The sequence below is a fragment of the Arthrobacter sp. Leaf234 genome, from assembly GCF_001422665.1.
In the GTDB taxonomy this organism is placed as follows: domain Bacteria; phylum Actinomycetota; class Actinomycetes; order Actinomycetales; family Micrococcaceae; genus Arthrobacter_D.
The window spans coordinates 88,006-103,371 of record NZ_LMLU01000008.1 but is presented as its reverse complement, the minus strand read 5'-3'; the positions used below and the strand labels follow the sequence as shown (position 1 = coordinate 103,371).

Below are 15,366 nucleotides of genomic sequence, written 5' to 3'. Positions count from 1 at the left end.
CCAGATGACTCTCTCCTCCCACACACCCAGCGTCCCCGCGGCAGACGACTCCACCGGCGTCCCGGACCGGCCCTTCGACACGGTCCTCGTCGCCAACCGCGGCGAGATCGCCTGCCGCGTGATCCGGTCGGTCCGCGCCCTGGGTCTGCGTTCCGTCGCGGTCTACAGCGACGCCGACGCCGGAGCACGCCACGTGCTCGAGGCCGACGTCGCCGTGCGCATCGGGGGAGCAGCGCCCTCCGAGAGCTACCTCTCCATCCCCGCCGTCGTCGAGGCCTGCCGGCGCACGGGCGCGGGCGCCGTCCACCCCGGCTACGGCTTCCTGAGCGAGAACGCGGCCTTCGCCGAGGCACTCGAGGAGGCGGGGATCGTCTTCATCGGACCGTCCGTGCACGCACTCGGGATCATGGGTGACAAGATCCGCTCCAAGAACCACGTCGCCGGCTTCCAGGTGCCGATCGTGCCCGGGATCGCCGAGCCCGGACTCACCGACGAGGCACTCCTCGCCGCCGCGGACGACGTCGGTTTCCCCCTGCTGATCAAGCCCTCCGCAGGTGGTGGCGGCAAGGGCATGCACGCCGTCCACCGGTCCGAGGACCTCCCCGAGGTGCTCGTCACGGCGCGCCGTGTCGCCGCCCGTGCCTTCGGGGACGACACCCTGTTCCTCGAGCGGCTGATCGAACGCCCCCGCCACATCGAGGTGCAGGTCCTCGCGGACGGCCACGGCAACGTCATCCACCTCGGCGAACGCGAGTGCTCCCTGCAGCGCAGGCACCAGAAGGTCATCGAGGAAGCGCCCTCCGCGCTACTCGACGCCGCGATGCGACACCGCATCGGCGAGGCGGCCTGCAACGCCGCCCGCAGTGTCGACTACACGGGGGCCGGCACGGTCGAGTTCCTCGTCTCCGACGCCGCCCCCGACGAGTTCTTCTTCATGGAGATGAACACGCGGCTCCAGGTGGAGCACCCCGTCACGGAGCTGGTCACCGGGGTGGACCTCGTCGCGTGGCAGATCCGCATCGCCACCGGTGAGGAGCTGTCCCTCAGGCAGGAGGACATCGTCCTCACCGGACATGCCGTCGAGGCACGGGTCTACGCGGAGGACCCCGAGGCCGGCTTCCTGCCCTCCACCGGCACCGTCGTCGCGCTCGGCGAGCCGACGGGAGAGGGCATCCGGGTGGACAGTTCGCTCCTGCCCGGCGGGACCGTCTCGTCGTCGTACGACCCGATGCTCGCCAAGGTCATCGCCTGGGGCACGGACCGGCGCGAGGCGCTCGACCGCCTCGACGCCGCGCTCGCGGACACCGTGGTGCTCGGGGTGGACACCAACATCGAGTACCTGCGCCTGCTGGTCACGGACGACGACGTCCGCGCCGGACGGCTCGACACCACGATGATCGAGCGGAAGCTCCCGGACCTCTCCTTCCGGCGCGTCGCGCGCGAGGAGCTCGCGTTCGCCGCCGTCCTCCTCGTCGAGGCGGAGCCCGTCATCCCGGGTGGCTCGCCGTGGCATCGCGCCGACGGCTTCCGCCTCGGCACCCCGAGGCCCCGCGCCGTCACGCTCGAGGTCGGGAGCGTCACGGAGACCGTCCTGCTGCAGCGAGCCGAGCACGGCTGGATCGCGACGGTCGGGGAGACCCGCGTCCACCTCGAGGTCGTGGGGAACGGGGTGATCCTCGACGGGATCCGTTCGCCACGGTCCTTCGCCGTCGACGGCGACACCGTGTGGCTGGGCGACGCCGGCTGGTCCGCCAGCGTGCGGCGTCCCTCGCGCCGGGAGCTGCTGGATGCCGCCCTCGCCCGCATCAGCCGCGAGGACGGTGCGGCGGACCCGCTCGTCCGCAGCCCCATGCCCGGCACGGTCGTGTCCGTGTCGGTGGAGGACGGCGCATCCGTGCAGGTCGGCGACGTCCTGCTCGCCGTCGAGGCCATGAAGATGGAGCACCAGCTCACCGCCGCCGTCGCCGGCGTCGTCCGCCTGTCCCTGAAACCCGGGGACCTCGTCAGGGCGCAGCAGGTCGTCGCGAGCATCGACGCCGCCGACGCGGCACCCGATCAGACAGCCAGTCCCGCAGAACACCCCACGGAAGGGAACACAGCATGAATTTCGAACTGAGCGAGGAGTACCAGGACCTCGTCGACACCGTCCGCGAGTTCGCGGACGAGGTCGTGGCCCCGGTGTCCGCCAAGCACGACGCCGAGCACAGCTTCCCCTACGAGGTCGTCAAGCAGATGGGCGACATGGGCCTCTTCGGCCTGCCGTTCCCCGAGGAGTACGGGGGAATGGGCGGCGACTACTTCGCCCTGTGCCTCGCGCTCGAGCAGCTGGCCCGCGTGGACCAGTCCGTGGCGATCACCCTCGAGGCCGGGGTGTCCCTCGGCGCCATGCCCGTCTACCGCTTCGGCACCGAGGAGCAGAAGCAGCAGTGGCTGCCCTCCCTCGCCTCCGGTGCGGCGCTCGGCGGCTTCGGCCTCACGGAGTCCGAGGCCGGTTCCGACGCCTCGGGGACCAAGACGACGGCGAAGCTCGAGGACGGCGCCGGCGGATCCGAGTGGGTCATCAACGGCACCAAGGAGTTCATCACCAACTCCGGCACCGACATCACCTCGCTCGTGACGGTCACCGCGGTGACCGGGACGAGCGAGCGCCCGGACGGCACGGTGAAGAAGGAGATTTCCACCCTCCTCGTCCCGTCCGACACGCCGGGCTTCACCGCCGAGAAGGCCTACAACAAGGTGGGCTGGAACGCCTCGGACACGCATCCGCTGACGCTCAAGGACGTCCGGGTCCCCGAGGCGAACCTCCTCGGCACCCGCGGTCGCGGCTACGCCAACTTCCTGCAGATCCTCGACGAGGGCCGCATCGCCATCGCCGCGCTCGCCACGGGCGCCGCCCAGGGCTGTGTCGAGCAGTCCGTCCGGTACGCGGGGGAGCGCATGGCCTTCGGCAGCACCATCGGCGCCTACCAGGCCATCCAGTTCAAGATCGCCCGCATGCAGGTCCGTGCCCATACCGCGCGCCTGGCCTACTACGACGCCGCCGCGCGGATGCTCGCCGGGAAGCCCTTCAAGACCCAGGCCTCGATCGCGAAGCTCGTCGCGGGTGAGGCGGCCATGGACAACGCCCGGGATGCGACACAGATCTTCGGCGGCTACGGGTTCATCAACGAGTTCGTGGTGTCCAGGCACTACCGTGACTCCAAGATCCTCGAGATCGGCGAGGGGACCACGGAGGTCCAGCTCATGCTCATCGCGAGGGACCTCGGACTCTGACCGCAGCGCGGACGGCGACGGCGACGTGAAGGAGAAGCAGTGATCAACAAGGTGGTCGGCAGTGCGGCGGAGGCCGTGGCGGACATCCCGGACGGCGCCTCGCTCGCCGTCGGCGGGTTCGGTCTGTGCGGGATCCCGGTGACGCTCATCGATGCCCTGCACGCGCAGGGGACGGCGGAGCTCGAGACGGTCAGCAACAACTGCGGCGTGGACGGCTGGGGCCTCGGGATCCTCCTGTCCGATCACCGCATCCGACGGACCATCAGCTCCTACGTCGGCGAGAACAAGGAGTTCGCGCGCCAGTACCTCTCGGGCGAGCTCGAGGTGGAGCTGACGCCGCAGGGCACGCTCGCCGAGAAGCTCCGGGCGGGCGGCGCGGGCATCCCCGCCTTCTACACGACGGCGGGGGTCGGCACGCAGGTCAGCGAGGGCGGCCTGCCGCAGCGGTACGACGCCGAGGGGAACATCGCCGTCGCCTCCCAGGCCAAGGAGGTGCGGTCCTTCGACGGCGTCGACTACGTGCTGGAGGAGTCGCTGCGGCCCGACTACGCCCTGGTGCACGCCTGGAAGGGGGACCGGCACGGCAACCTCGTCTTCCACGCGACCGCGATGAACTTCAACCCGCTCTGCGCGCAGGCCGGGCGGATCACCATCGCGGAGGTCGAGGAACTCGTCGAGCCGGGCGAGCTGGACCCCGCACAGGTCCACACACCCGGTATCTTCGTGCAGCGCGTCGTCGTCGCCGGCGACGTTCAGAAGCGCGTCGAGAAGCGGACCGTCTCGATCGCCGGCAGCCCCGATCCGCAGGCCGGCCTCAACGCACCCGAAGGAGCATGACGATGGCGCTCACCCGCAACGACCTCGCCGCGAGGGTCGCCCTGGAGCTCGAGAACGGCCAGTACGTCAATCTCGGCATCGGCATGCCCACGCTCATCCCGAACTACATCCCCGACGGCGTCGAGGTGGTGCTGCACTCGGAGAACGGCATCCTCGGCGTGGGACCCTACCCCGCGGAGGACGCCGTCGATCCCGACCTCATCAACGCCGGCAAGGAGACCGTCACCGCGAACGCCGGTGCCGCCTACTTCGACTCGGCCGCGTCCTTCGGCATGATCCGCGGTGGCCACGTGGACGTCGCCGTGCTCGGCGCGATGGAGGTCGCCCGGAACGGCGACCTCGCGAACTGGATGGTGCCGGGGAAGATGGTCAAGGGCATGGGCGGTGCCATGGATCTCGTCTTCGGCGCCAAGCGGGTGATCGTCATGATGGAGCACGTCGACCGTGCCGGACGCCCCAAGATCGTCGAGGCGTGCTCCCTCCCGCTGACGGGCAAAGGCTGCGTGAACCGCATCGTCACCGACCTCGCCGTGATCGACGTCGAGGCGGACGGCCTCGTGCTGCGCGAGACGGCGCCCGGTGTCACGGTCGACGACGTGGTGGCGGCGACGGGCGCACCGCTGCGGATCGCCCTCACGGACGCCGCGGCGTGACCGCTCCCGCCGCCCCGTCGGGCGACACCGACGGGACAGCCCCCGACCGCCGCGTCATCGAGCAGCGTGGTCTCTACCTCGACGAGCTCGAGGTGGGTGCCGTCTACGCCCACCGGCCGGGCCGTACCCTCACCGAGGCGGACAACGTCCTGTTCACGACCCTCACCATGAACACCCAGGCCCTGCACCTCGACGCCGCCTGGTCCGAGGGCCAGCCGTTCGGCCAGCGGCTCGTCAACTCGATGCTGACCCTCGCGACGCTCGTCGGCCAGTCGGTCTCGCAGCTGACGCAGGGCACCATCGTGGCGCAGCTGGGCCTGACCGACGTCGCCTTCCCGAAGCCGCTCTTCCACGGGGACACCCTGTACACGGAGACGGAGGTCACCGGTGTCCGCGCGTCCTCGTCCCGCCCCGGCCAGGGCATCGCGACCATGACCCACACCGGACGCAACCAGCACGGCGACGTCGTCGCCACCGCCACCCGCTCGGTGCTCATGTGGTCCTCGGCGGCGGCCCCGACCACAGCACGGACGACGGCCCCGACCACAGCACGGACGACGGTACGGACGACAGCACCGACGACGGTCGCGCAGGAGCGATCATGAGCGGCATCCAGCTCGGACCGGCACTCCTCTTCTGCCCGGCCGATCGCCCCGAGCGCTACGCGAAGGCGGCCGAGCGGTCGGACACGGTCATCCTCGACCTCGAGGACGCCGTCGCTCCCGCCGCGAAGCCGGCCGCCCGGCAGGTGCTCGCCGCCTCGTCGCTCGATCCCGCCCGGACCGTCGTCCGCCTGAACGCCGTCGGTACGGCCGACTTCGCGCTCGACTGCGAGGCCGTCCGCGGCACGCCGTACCGGACGGTCATGCTGGCCAAGACGGAATCACCGGAGGACGTCGACGCCGTCCGCTCGGCCCTCGGCGACGTCGACGTCATCGCCCTCTGCGAGACCGCGCGCGGCGTCGTGAACGCCGTGGGGATCGCCCGCGCGAAGGGTGTCACCGCCCTCATGTGGGGGGCGGAGGACCTGGTGGCGTCCCTCGGCGGCACGTCGAGCCGCTCGCCGGACGGCATGTACCGCGCCGTGGCCCTGCACGCGCGCTCGCAGGTGCTGCTCGCCGCCGGGTCGGCGGGCCGCACCGCCATCGACGCCGTGTACGTGGACATCGCCGATGCCCGCGGCTTGGGCCTGGAGGCGGAGGATGCCGTCGCCTCGGGCTTCGGCGCCAAGGCCTGCATCCATCCGGGCCAGGTCGCAGCCGTGCGCACGGCGTTCGCGCCGGCCGCCGCCGACGTCGAGCACGCGCGGGCGCTGCTCGCCGCCGCCGAGCACGAGCGCGGGGTCTTCACCCACGAGGGGCGCATGGTCGACGAGCCCATCCTCCGGCACGCCCGGAGCGTGCTGGCCAGGGCCCGCGCCTGACGGTCGGGCTCCTGCGGGATACTGGTCCCATGGATTTCAGCAACCCGACCCGGGAGCACCGGCGCGTCACCATCCTCGGTTCCACCGGCTCCATCGGCACGCAGGCCCTCGACGTCATCGCCGCCGCACCGGACCGGTTCAGCGTCGCCGGGATCAGCGCGGGCGGGCGGGATCCGGAGCTCCTCGCACGCCAGGCCGTCGCCGCCCGGGCCCCGGCGGTCGGCGTCGCCACCGGCAGCGAGGCCGCGCTCGAGCAGGCCATCGGCACGGCAGCGGACGAGGCCGGCGTGTCCGGCTACGCACCCCGGCTCTTCGTGGGGGACCGGGCGGCCTCGGACGTCGCGGCGTGGCCCGACGCGGACGTCGTCCTCAACGGCATCACCGGGTCCATCGGCCTGGAGCCGACGCTGGCGGCGCTGGGGGCCGGGCACCTCCTCGCGCTCGCCAACAAGGAATCGCTGATCGCCGGGGGAGCCCTCGTGCGCGCGGCGGCCGCCCCCGGCCAGCTCGTCCCCGTGGACTCCGAGCACTCCGCCATCGCGCAGGCCCTGCGCGGCGGGACGGCGGACGAGGTGGACCGGCTCGTGCTGACGGCGTCCGGCGGTCCGTTCCGCGGCATGACGCGGGCACAGCTGCAGGACGTCACGCCGGCGCAGGCCGTCGCCCACCCCACCTGGGACATGGGCCGCGTGATCAGCACCAACTCCGCGTCGATGGTCAACAAGGCCCTCGAGGTCATCGAGGCGCACCTGCTGTTCGACATCCCGCTCGAGCGCATCGACGTCGTCGTGCACCCGCAGTCCATGATCCACTCCATGGTCCAGTTCATCGACGGATCCACGCTCGCCCAGGCATCGCCGCCGGACATGCGCCTGCCCATCGCCCTCGGCATCGGCTGGCCGTTCCGCGTGGCCGGGTCCGCCCGCGCCTGCGACTGGAGCCGCCCGTCGGAGTGGACGTTCGAGCCGCTCGACGAGCAGGCCTTCCCCGCGATCGTGGAGGCCAAGCGGGCGGCAGCCGAGGGCGGCACGCGCATGGCGGTGTTCAACGCCGCGAACGAGGAGGCCGTCGAGGCGTTCCACCAGGGAGCCATCGGCTTCACGGACATCGTGGACATCGTGTCCGCCGTCGTCGACGAGCAGCGCCGCCTGGACGCGGATGCAGGAACTGCGCTGACCCTGGCTGCCGTGCTCGAGGCGGAGCGCTGGGCACGTACGCGGGCGCGGATCCGTTGTGGGGTGGTGGAACCAGCGGCCGGGGCGGCCGCTGCCGAAGACCTGAAGGACACGTTGTGACCGTTCTGCTGTTCATCGCCGGCGTCCTCGTCGTCGTCGTCGGCATCGCCGCGTCGATCGCCCTGCACGAGGTGGGGCACCTGGTCCCCGCGAAGCTGTTCCGGGTCCGGGTCACGCAGTACATGGTGGGGTTCGGGCCGACCGTCTGGTCCCGCCGCCGCGGGGAGACCGAGTACGGGTTCAAGGCCATCCCGGCAGGCGGCTACGTCTCGATGGTGGGCATGTTCCCGCCTGCCTCGACGGCGGCCGGAGCCGTGCGGCGGTCCAGCACGGGCGTCTTCCAGCAGCTCACCGACGACGCGCGCCAGGCGGCCGCCGAGCAGCTGCAGCCCGGCGACGAGGACCGCGTCTTCTACAAGCTGCCCATCTGGAAGCGCATCATCATCATGCTCGGTGGTCCCCTGATGAACCTGCTGATCGGGACCGTGCTGTTCGCCGTCCTGATCATGGGCTTCGGCACCGCGCAGCCGACCACCACGCTGTCCTCCGTCTCGGAGTGCGTCGTCCCCGCGAGCCAGCAGGCCGCCACGGGCCAGACCGAGTGCACGCCGGCCGACCCGGCCGCTCCCGGCTCCGAGGCGGGCCTGCTGCCCGGGGACCGGATCGTCGCCTTCGACGGCCGGGAGGTCGCCGACTGGGACTCCTTCTCGGGCTGGATCCGCGAGGCCGCGGGCCGCGAGGTGTCCATCAGCTACGTGCGCGACGGTGAGACCATCGAGTCGACCATCACGCCCCTCCTGACGGAGCGGCCCGTCGCCTCGGAGGACGGCACGCCTCTGGTGGACGACGACGGCGTGGCGGTGACGCAGGAGGTCGGCTTCCTCGGCGTCGGGTCCACGCAGGAGCTCGTCCCGCAGCCCGCGGGTGAGGTGCTGCCCGCCGTGGGCGATTCCCTCGCCCGGGTGGCCGGGGTGGTGCTCAACCTGCCGCAGCGTGTCGTCGAGGTCGGTCAGGCAGCGTTCTCCGACGCGCCGCGTGATCCCGAGGGGCCCATCAGCGTGGTGGGTGTCGGGCGGATCGCCGGCGAGATCTCGGCGATGGAGGAGATCCCGGTGGCGTCCCGGACCGCGACGCTCATCGGCCTGGTGGCCGGCGTGAACCTGGCCCTGTTCGTCTTCAACCTGATCCCCCTCCTCCCGCTCGACGGCGGACATGTGGCGGGCGCCCTGTGGGAGGGACTGAGGAGGACGTTCGCCCGCCTGGTCCGGCGTCCCGATCCGGGGCCGTTCGACATGGCGAAGCTCCTCCCGCTCACCTATGCGGTGGCGATCCTGCTGATGGGCATGGGCGTGCTCCTGATCTACGCCGACATCGTGAAGCCGGTCGACTTGTTCGGCTGATCGGTTGTAAATCGTATTTCAACCCCATAAGGTTGATGAATGTTCGTCCTCACCATCGACCAGATCGGCAGCCGGAGCTCGACCGACCGGATTCCCGAGCTGCTCGCGCTCCTCCGTCCGGTCCCCACGGTCCTGCCGTGGGAGCGATCGGTCGGCGACGAGGCCCAGGGCGTCCTCGCCAGGTCATCCGACGTCGTCCAGGCCGTGCTCCTGTGCCTCCGCGCGGGCGGCTGGTACATCGGTATCGGCGTCGGGGAGATCGACACGCCGCTGCCCACCTCTCCCCGGGAGGGACGCGGTTCGGCCTTCGTCCACGCCCGGGCCGCCGTCGACCGTGCGAAGAAGGCGGGGGAGCGCGCGCCGCTCGCGGTCGAGGGGCCCGACGGCGCAGCCGAGGCGGAGGGCGTCCTGGCTCTCCTCGGACGCCATGTCCTGGCGCGGTCGGAGGCCGAGTGGCGCATCCTCGACCTCCTCGAACCGGGCGTGCGCGGCACGCAGACCGCCGTCGCCCGGACGCTGGGCATCACGCCGCAGGCCGTGAGCAAGGCCGCCGCCAGGGCGGCCTGGCACGAGGAGCAGGCGGTGCGACCCGCGGCGGCGCGGCTGCTGACGTGGGTGGACCGTGACGCGGTGACGCCGTGACGCCGTGACGAGGTGACGCCGTGACGAGGTGACGCCGTGACGAGGTGACGCCGTGACGCCGTGACGCGGTGACGCGGAGACGCGGAGACGCCGTGACGCTGTAACGCCTGTCCCGCGGGCGGGGCGCAGCGGTGGCCGCGATCGTGGGTGCCGTGCGGTAGACATGGAGCAGGACGGTCGGGCCGGGCGTCCGGCCGGTCGCGGAAGGGGAATCGATGGAGGCTCTGTGGATCGTCGTGGCCCTGCTCGCCGCGGGCGGCGTCGGACTACCCGTGACCATGCTGGTGCTGCGCCTGGCCCGGTCGGTCGACACCGCGGAGCGCCGCCGCGCAGAACCGCCCGAGCCCGCCGACCAGCCCCAGTTCGAGCTGCCGGCACCGCCCGCCGAGCCTCCGAGGGCGCCGGTGGACGCCCTGCCGCCGGGCGTCCTGCGCGGCGGGCTGGTGATCGGGGTGCTCGAGCGCCTCGCGGTCACCGTGGCGATCCTCGGCGGGCAGCCGGTCGCGATCGCCTACGTCGTGGCGGTGAAGGCCCTGGGCAGGTACGCGGAGCTGAAGGAGTCACCCGCGGCCTCCGAGCGCTTCATCATCGGGACCCTGGCCTCCATGCTGTGGGCCGCGGGTATCGCGTCGGTCGTCAAGGTCTACCTGCTGTGATTCACGTAGGGTGAGGCCATGAGTATCTTCGCCGTCGAATACGTGTACAACCCCGATCACGAGGAGCTCCGCGCGGAGCACCGCCCCGCGCACCGCCAGTGGCTCGAGGAGCTCGTCGGGCAGGGCCGCGTCCTCGCCGCAGGGCCCTTCACGGACGGAAGCGGCGCGCTCCTGATGTTCTCCGCCGAGACGGAGGCGGACCTCAACCAGCTCGTCAGCGAGGACCCCTTCGCGCGGGTCGGTGCCATCTCGGCCGTGCAGACCACGGAGTGGAACCCGGTCATCGGGGCGTTCCGCGACCGCGTGTGAGCACCGTGTGAGATGGATCGCGGGCGGCCCGCGAAGCCCCGGGTCGGGTGGATAATGAAATCAGGAATCTCGTCACACGAGCGGTTCAGGCCGCCAGCATGGAGGATGTTTTGACCTCGGTCAGCCTAGGAATGCCAGCAGCACCGCCGCCCGTCCTCGCCCCCCGGCGCAAGACCCGCCAGATCAAGGTCGGATCGGTGGGTGTGGGCTCGGATTCGCCGATCAGCATCCAGTCGATGACCACCACGCCGACTACGGACATCAACGGGACGCTGCAGCAGATCGCGGAGCTCACGGCCACGGGCTGCGACATCGTCCGTGTCGCCTGCCCCTCCGCCGACGACGCCGCGGCGCTGCCCATCATCGCGAAGAAGTCGCAGATCCCCGTGATCGCGGACATCCACTTCCAGCCCAAGTACGTGTTCGCCGCGATCGACGCCGGCTGCGCCGCCGTCCGCGTCAATCCGGGCAACATCCGCAAGTTCGACGACCAGGTCAAGCAGATCGCCGCGGCGGCGAAGGCCGCCGGGACCTCGATCCGCATCGGCGTCAACGCCGGCTCGCTCGATCCCCGGCTGATGGAGAAGTACGGCAAGGCGACGCCCGAGGCCCTCGTCGAGTCCGCCGTGTGGGAGGCGTCCCTCTTCGAGGAGCACGACTTCCACGACTTCAAGATCTCCGTGAAGCACAACGACCCCGTCATCATGGTGCGGGCCTACGAGCTCCTCGCCGAGCGCGGCGACTGGCCGCTGCACCTCGGCGTCACCGAGGCCGGCCCCGCCTTCCAGGGCACCATCAAGTCCGCCACGGCCTTCGGCGCCCTGCTCTCCAAGGGGATCGGCGACACCATCCGCGTCTCGCTCTCCGCCCCGCCGGTCGAGGAGGTCAAGGTCGGCAACCAGATCCTGCAGTCCCTGAACCTCCGCCCCCGCAAGCTGGAGATCGTCTCCTGCCCGTCGTGCGGCCGCGCCCAGGTGGACGTCTACACGCTCGCCGAGGAGGTCACCGCCGGCCTCGAGGGCATGGAGGTGCCCCTCCGCGTCGCGGTGATGGGGTGCGTCGTGAACGGTCCTGGAGAGGCCCGCGAGGCCGACCTCGGCGTCGCGTCCGGCAACGGCAAGGGACAGATCTTCGTTCGGGGAGAGGTCATCAAGACCGTCCCCGAGGACCAGATCGTGGAGACACTCATCGAGGAAGCGATGCGGCTCGCAGAGGAGATGGGTGAGGCTGATGGCGAAACTGCTGGCCAGGGTGGCCCCATGGTTACCGTTAGCTAGACCCCAGGCCGATCCCGAAGGACCGTGGTCCTTCCGCGTCCTCGGCGAACAGGACACCCGGGACCTCTGGGCGATCGTCAACGACGACCCGGTGGCGAACGTGTTCGTGGCGTCGCACCTCGAGTCGAGGGGGAGTGCCGCGCCGTCGCTCGCGGGCGGGGAGATCATCGGCATGTTCCGGCACAACGAGCTGCGCGCCGCCTGCTGGGCGGGCGTGAACCTCGTACCGGTTGGCGTCACGGACGAGACCGGGGCCATCTTCGGCGACCATCTCGGGCGCTCCGGCCGCACCTTCTCCTCCATCTTTGGACTCTCCGAGGGCGTCATGGACCTCTGGTCCACCCTCGAGGACTACAGCGGAGAACCCTTCGACGTGCGCCCCACCCAGCCGCTCATGGCGATCCACTCGGACCCGCTCATCGCACCGGCCGAGGACCTGCGCTTCACCCGGCCCGAGGAGCTCGACCGGCTCCTGCCCGCCTGTGCGGCGATGTTCGAGGAGGAGGTGGGCTACTCACCGTTCATCGGCGGATCGGACCACTACCGCCGCCGTGTCGCCTCCCTCATCGGACGGAAGCACTCCCTGGCGGCGTTCGACGACGGCGGCACGGTGGTCTTCAAGGCCGAACTGGGCACCGTGTCCTCCCAGGCCGTCCAGGTGCAGGGCGTGTGGATGAACCCCGACCACCGGGGCGAGGGACGCAGCGCGGCCTACATGGCCGCAGTCGTCGTCGCCGCCCGCTCCCTGGCACCGACGGTGAGCCTCTACGTGAACTCGTATAACGCGCGCGCCATCGCCGCGTACAAGCGCGTGGGGTTCGATCAGGTGGACACCTTCGCGACCATCCTCTTCTGAGGAGCCGCCCGCGGGGCGCCCGTCGCGTGCCCGTCCCGGCGGGCCGACCCGCTAGATTGGTACCTGTTGTCTCCCGCCGGACGGCGGTGGGACCGATGGCAGCGCACCACCCAGACGAACGGACACCCGCGTGGTCTTACGACTCTCGACCCTCTTCCTGCGCACCCTGCGCGAGGATCCCGCCGACGCCGAGGTGGCGAGCCACCGCCTGCTCCTCCGCGCGGGCTACATCCGGCGAGCGGCCCCCGGGATCTACAGCTGGCTGCCGCTGGGACTGAAGGTGCTGGCGCGCGTCGAGGCGATCGTCCGCGAGGAGATGGAGGCGATCGGAGCGCAGGAGGTCCACTTCCCGGCGCTGCTCCCCAAGGAGCCCTACGAGGCCACCAACCGCTGGACCGAGTACGGCGACGGCATCTTCCGCCTCCAGGACCGCAAGGGCGCGGACTACCTCCTGGCGCCCACGCACGAGGAGATGTTCACGCTGCTGGTGAAGGACCTGTACACCTCCTACAAGGACCTCCCCGTCAGCCTGTTCCAGATCCAGACCAAGTACCGCGACGAGGCGAGGCCCCGCGCGGGACTCCTCCGCGGCCGCGAGTTCATCATGAAGGACTCCTACTCCTTCGACATCGACGACGAGGGCCTCGAGGCGAGCTACCAGTTGCACCGGGGAGCCTACCTGCGGATCTTCGAGCGTCTCGGGCTCGACGTCGTCCCCGTCACCGCGACGGCCGGGGCCATGGGCGGGTCCAGGAGCGAGGAGTTCCTCCACCCCACCCCGATCGGCGAGGACACCTTCGTGCGCTCCGCCGGCGGCTACACCGCCAACGTGGAGGCCGTGACCACGGTGGTCCCGGAGCCCGTGGACTTCTCCGCCGCCCCCGCGGCCGAGGTGCGGGACACGCCCGACACCCCCACCATCGACACGCTCGTGGCCCATGCCAACGCCTCGGCACCGCGTGAGGACCGTGCCTGGACGGCGGCGGACACGCTGAAGAACGTGGTGCTCGCCGCCGTGCTGCCGACCGGCGAGCGGGAGATCGTCGTCGTCGGCGTTCCCGGTGACCGGTCCGTGGACCTCAAGCGCATCGAGGCGACCATCGCCGGCCACCTCGAGACGGGCGGGGAAGTGGCCGTGGAGGCTGCGAACGAGGACGACCTGAAGAAGAACCCCGGACTGGTCAAGGGCTACATCGGCCCCGGCCTCACCCCCGGGGACGCCGTGCTCGGGGCCGACGCGTCGACGGGCCTGCGCTACCTCGTGGACCCACGGATCGTCAGCGGTACCGCCTGGATCACCGGCGCCAACGAGCAGGGCAGGCACGTGTTCGGACTGGTGGCCGGCCGCGACTTCACCTGGGACGGCACCATCGAGGCCGTGGAGGTGCGCGAGGGCGACGAGGCCCCCGACGGATCCGGCCCGCTGGTGGCCGCCCGCGGCATCGAGATGGGCCACATCTTCCAGCTCGGCCGGAAGTACGCGGAGGCCCTCGGCCTCAAGGTCCTGGACCGGAACGGGAAGCTCGCCACCGTGACCATGGGCTCCTACGGGGTGGGTGTCACCCGCGCCATCGCGGCCCTCGCGGAGGCCAACCACGACGATCGGGGACTGATCTGGCCCCGCCACGTCGCCCCCGCCGATGTCCACGTCGTGGCGACGGGCAAGGGCGCCGAGATCTTCGAGGCGGCCGAGAAGCTCGCCGTCGATCTCGAGGCGGCCGGTCTGACGGTGCTCTACGACGACCGTCCGAAGGTCTCTCCCGGCGTGAAGTTCGGAGATGCGGAGCTCATCGGCGTCCCGACGATCGTCGTCGTGGGCCGTGGGCTCGCCGAGGGGGTCCTCGAGGTCAAGGACCGCCGCACGGGCGAGGCGCAGAACGTCGCGGTGGCCGATGCCGTCGCGCTGGTGCGCGGCATCGCCGCAGACTAGCGGCGATGTTCCCCGTGGGCTCGGGACTCGAGGAACTGCACCTCGCGACCATCCTGCTGGTCCTCGTCGCGGGATTCGCAGCGGGCTGGGTCGATGCCGTCGTGGGCGGCGGAGGCCTGCTGCAGCTCCCGGCTCTGCTGCTGGTGCCCGGCATCACGCCCGTCGAGGCCCTCGCCACGAACAAGCTGGGCTCCATCTTCGGGACGACGACGAGCGCCGTCACGTACTACCGGCGCGCGCATCCCGACCTGCGGACGGCGCTGCCCATGGCGGCGATCGCCCTCGGAGGCAGCTTCGGCGGCGCCATCCTGGCCGCGTCGCTGCCGTCGTCGGTCTTCAAGCCGATCATCGTGGCCGCCCTCGTCGCCGTCGCGATCTTCACCGCGCTGAAGCCGTCTGTGGGGACCCTCACGCAGCTGCGCCACCACGGCGCACGCCACTACGGCACGGCGGCCGGCATCGGACTCGTCATCGGGTTCTACGACGGGCTGATCGGCCCGGGCACGGGATCCTTCCTCATCATCGCGATGGTCACGCTGCTGGGGTACAACTTCCTCGGCGCCAGCGCGAAGGCGAAGATCGTGAACATGGCGACCAACTTCGGTGCCCTCATGTTCTTCCTGCCCAACGGGTCCATCCTGTGGGGCCTCGGCCTGCTGCTCGGCGTCGCGAACATGGCCGGTGGCTACACGGGCTCCCGCATGGCGATCAGCCAGGGCAGCAGGTTCATCCGGATCGTGTTCCTCGCGGTCGTCGGCGCGCTGATCGTCAAGCTGGGCTACGACGTGTGGGTGGAGAACATCCGACCGCTGATGGCGTCCGCCTGATCCCTGCCGGTTTTCCCTGCCCGGTGACTCCTTCCGGGCCGCTCCTGG

General features: G+C 71.0%; 15 protein-coding genes. All 15 read left to right on the top strand.

The genetic code is table 11. The annotated features are described in order from the left end of the window. Positions 1-4 precede the first annotated feature (4 nt). The 15 genes from ASF21_RS14130 (at position 5) to ASF21_RS14060 (ending at position 15,318) form a co-directional block, all read left to right on the top strand. On the top strand, positions 5-2,104 hold the full coding sequence (locus ASF21_RS14130) for a biotin carboxylase N-terminal domain-containing protein (RefSeq protein ID WP_055772610.1): 2,100 nt from the start codon (positions 5-7) through the stop codon (positions 2,102-2,104). Next, positions 2,101-3,273: an acyl-CoA dehydrogenase family protein gene (locus ASF21_RS14125; RefSeq protein ID WP_055772607.1), complete on the top strand. Its 1,173-nt coding sequence runs from the start codon at positions 2,101-2,103 to the stop codon at positions 3,271-3,273. The genes ASF21_RS14130 and ASF21_RS14125 overlap by 4 nt, the downstream gene beginning before the upstream one ends. A 39-nt stretch (positions 3,274-3,312) precedes the next feature. Beyond that, positions 3,313-4,110 (top strand): CoA transferase subunit A, encoded by a 798-nt coding sequence (locus ASF21_RS14120; protein WP_055772605.1) that lies wholly within the window; start codon positions 3,313-3,315, stop codon positions 4,108-4,110. 2 nt (positions 4,111-4,112) lie between these two features. Further along, entirely contained in the window at positions 4,113-4,763 is a 651-nt protein-coding gene (locus tag ASF21_RS14115) for a CoA transferase subunit B (protein WP_055772603.1), read from the top strand. After that, the gene (locus ASF21_RS14110) at positions 4,760-5,368 is read left to right on the top strand and encodes a MaoC family dehydratase (RefSeq protein WP_082471593.1); all 609 of its coding nucleotides are present in this window, start codon (positions 4,760-4,762) and stop codon (positions 5,366-5,368) included. Before ASF21_RS14115 ends, ASF21_RS14110 begins: the two co-directional genes overlap by 4 nt. After that, entirely contained in the window at positions 5,365-6,186 is an 822-nt protein-coding gene (locus ASF21_RS14105) for an HpcH/HpaI aldolase/citrate lyase family protein (RefSeq protein WP_055772601.1), read from the top strand. The genes ASF21_RS14110 and ASF21_RS14105 overlap by 4 nt, the downstream gene beginning before the upstream one ends. A 29-nt stretch (positions 6,187-6,215) precedes the next feature. Next, positions 6,216-7,481, top strand: coding sequence for a 1-deoxy-D-xylulose-5-phosphate reductoisomerase (gene dxr / locus ASF21_RS14100; RefSeq protein ID WP_055772598.1), 1,266 nt, complete (start codon positions 6,216-6,218; stop codon positions 7,479-7,481). Next, positions 7,478-8,821: a M50 family metallopeptidase gene (locus ASF21_RS14095; protein WP_055772593.1), complete on the top strand. Its 1,344-nt coding sequence runs from the start codon at positions 7,478-7,480 to the stop codon at positions 8,819-8,821. The genes dxr and ASF21_RS14095 overlap by 4 nt, the downstream gene beginning before the upstream one ends. A 39-nt stretch (positions 8,822-8,860) precedes the next feature. After that, on the top strand, positions 8,861-9,463 hold the full coding sequence (locus ASF21_RS14090) for a hypothetical protein (RefSeq protein WP_055772590.1): 603 nt from the start codon (positions 8,861-8,863) through the stop codon (positions 9,461-9,463). A 215-nt stretch (positions 9,464-9,678) separates the two neighbouring features. Continuing rightward, positions 9,679-10,119: a hypothetical protein gene (locus tag ASF21_RS14085; protein WP_055772587.1), complete on the top strand. Its 441-nt coding sequence runs from the start codon at positions 9,679-9,681 to the stop codon at positions 10,117-10,119. 18 nt (positions 10,120-10,137) lie between these two features. Further along, entirely contained in the window at positions 10,138-10,428 is a 291-nt protein-coding gene (locus ASF21_RS14080; RefSeq protein WP_055772584.1) for a YciI family protein, read from the top strand. Between the two features lie 110 nt (positions 10,429-10,538). Then, a complete protein-coding gene (ispG, locus tag ASF21_RS14075) occupies positions 10,539-11,705 on the top strand; it encodes a flavodoxin-dependent (E)-4-hydroxy-3-methylbut-2-enyl-diphosphate synthase (protein WP_055772581.1) in 1,167 nt (388 codons plus the stop codon). After that, entirely contained in the window at positions 11,659-12,561 is a 903-nt protein-coding gene (locus tag ASF21_RS14070; RefSeq protein WP_055772578.1) for a GNAT family N-acetyltransferase, read from the top strand. The genes ispG and ASF21_RS14070 overlap by 47 nt, the downstream gene beginning before the upstream one ends. A gap of 130 nt (positions 12,562-12,691) precedes the next feature. After that, positions 12,692-14,491: a proline--tRNA ligase gene (locus ASF21_RS14065; protein ID WP_055772575.1), complete on the top strand. Its 1,800-nt coding sequence runs from the start codon at positions 12,692-12,694 to the stop codon at positions 14,489-14,491. A 14-nt stretch (positions 14,492-14,505) separates the two neighbouring features. Then, positions 14,506-15,318 (top strand): sulfite exporter TauE/SafE family protein, encoded by an 813-nt coding sequence (locus ASF21_RS14060; protein ID WP_055772821.1) that lies wholly within the window; start codon positions 14,506-14,508, stop codon positions 15,316-15,318. Positions 15,319-15,366: the final 48 nt, after the last annotated feature.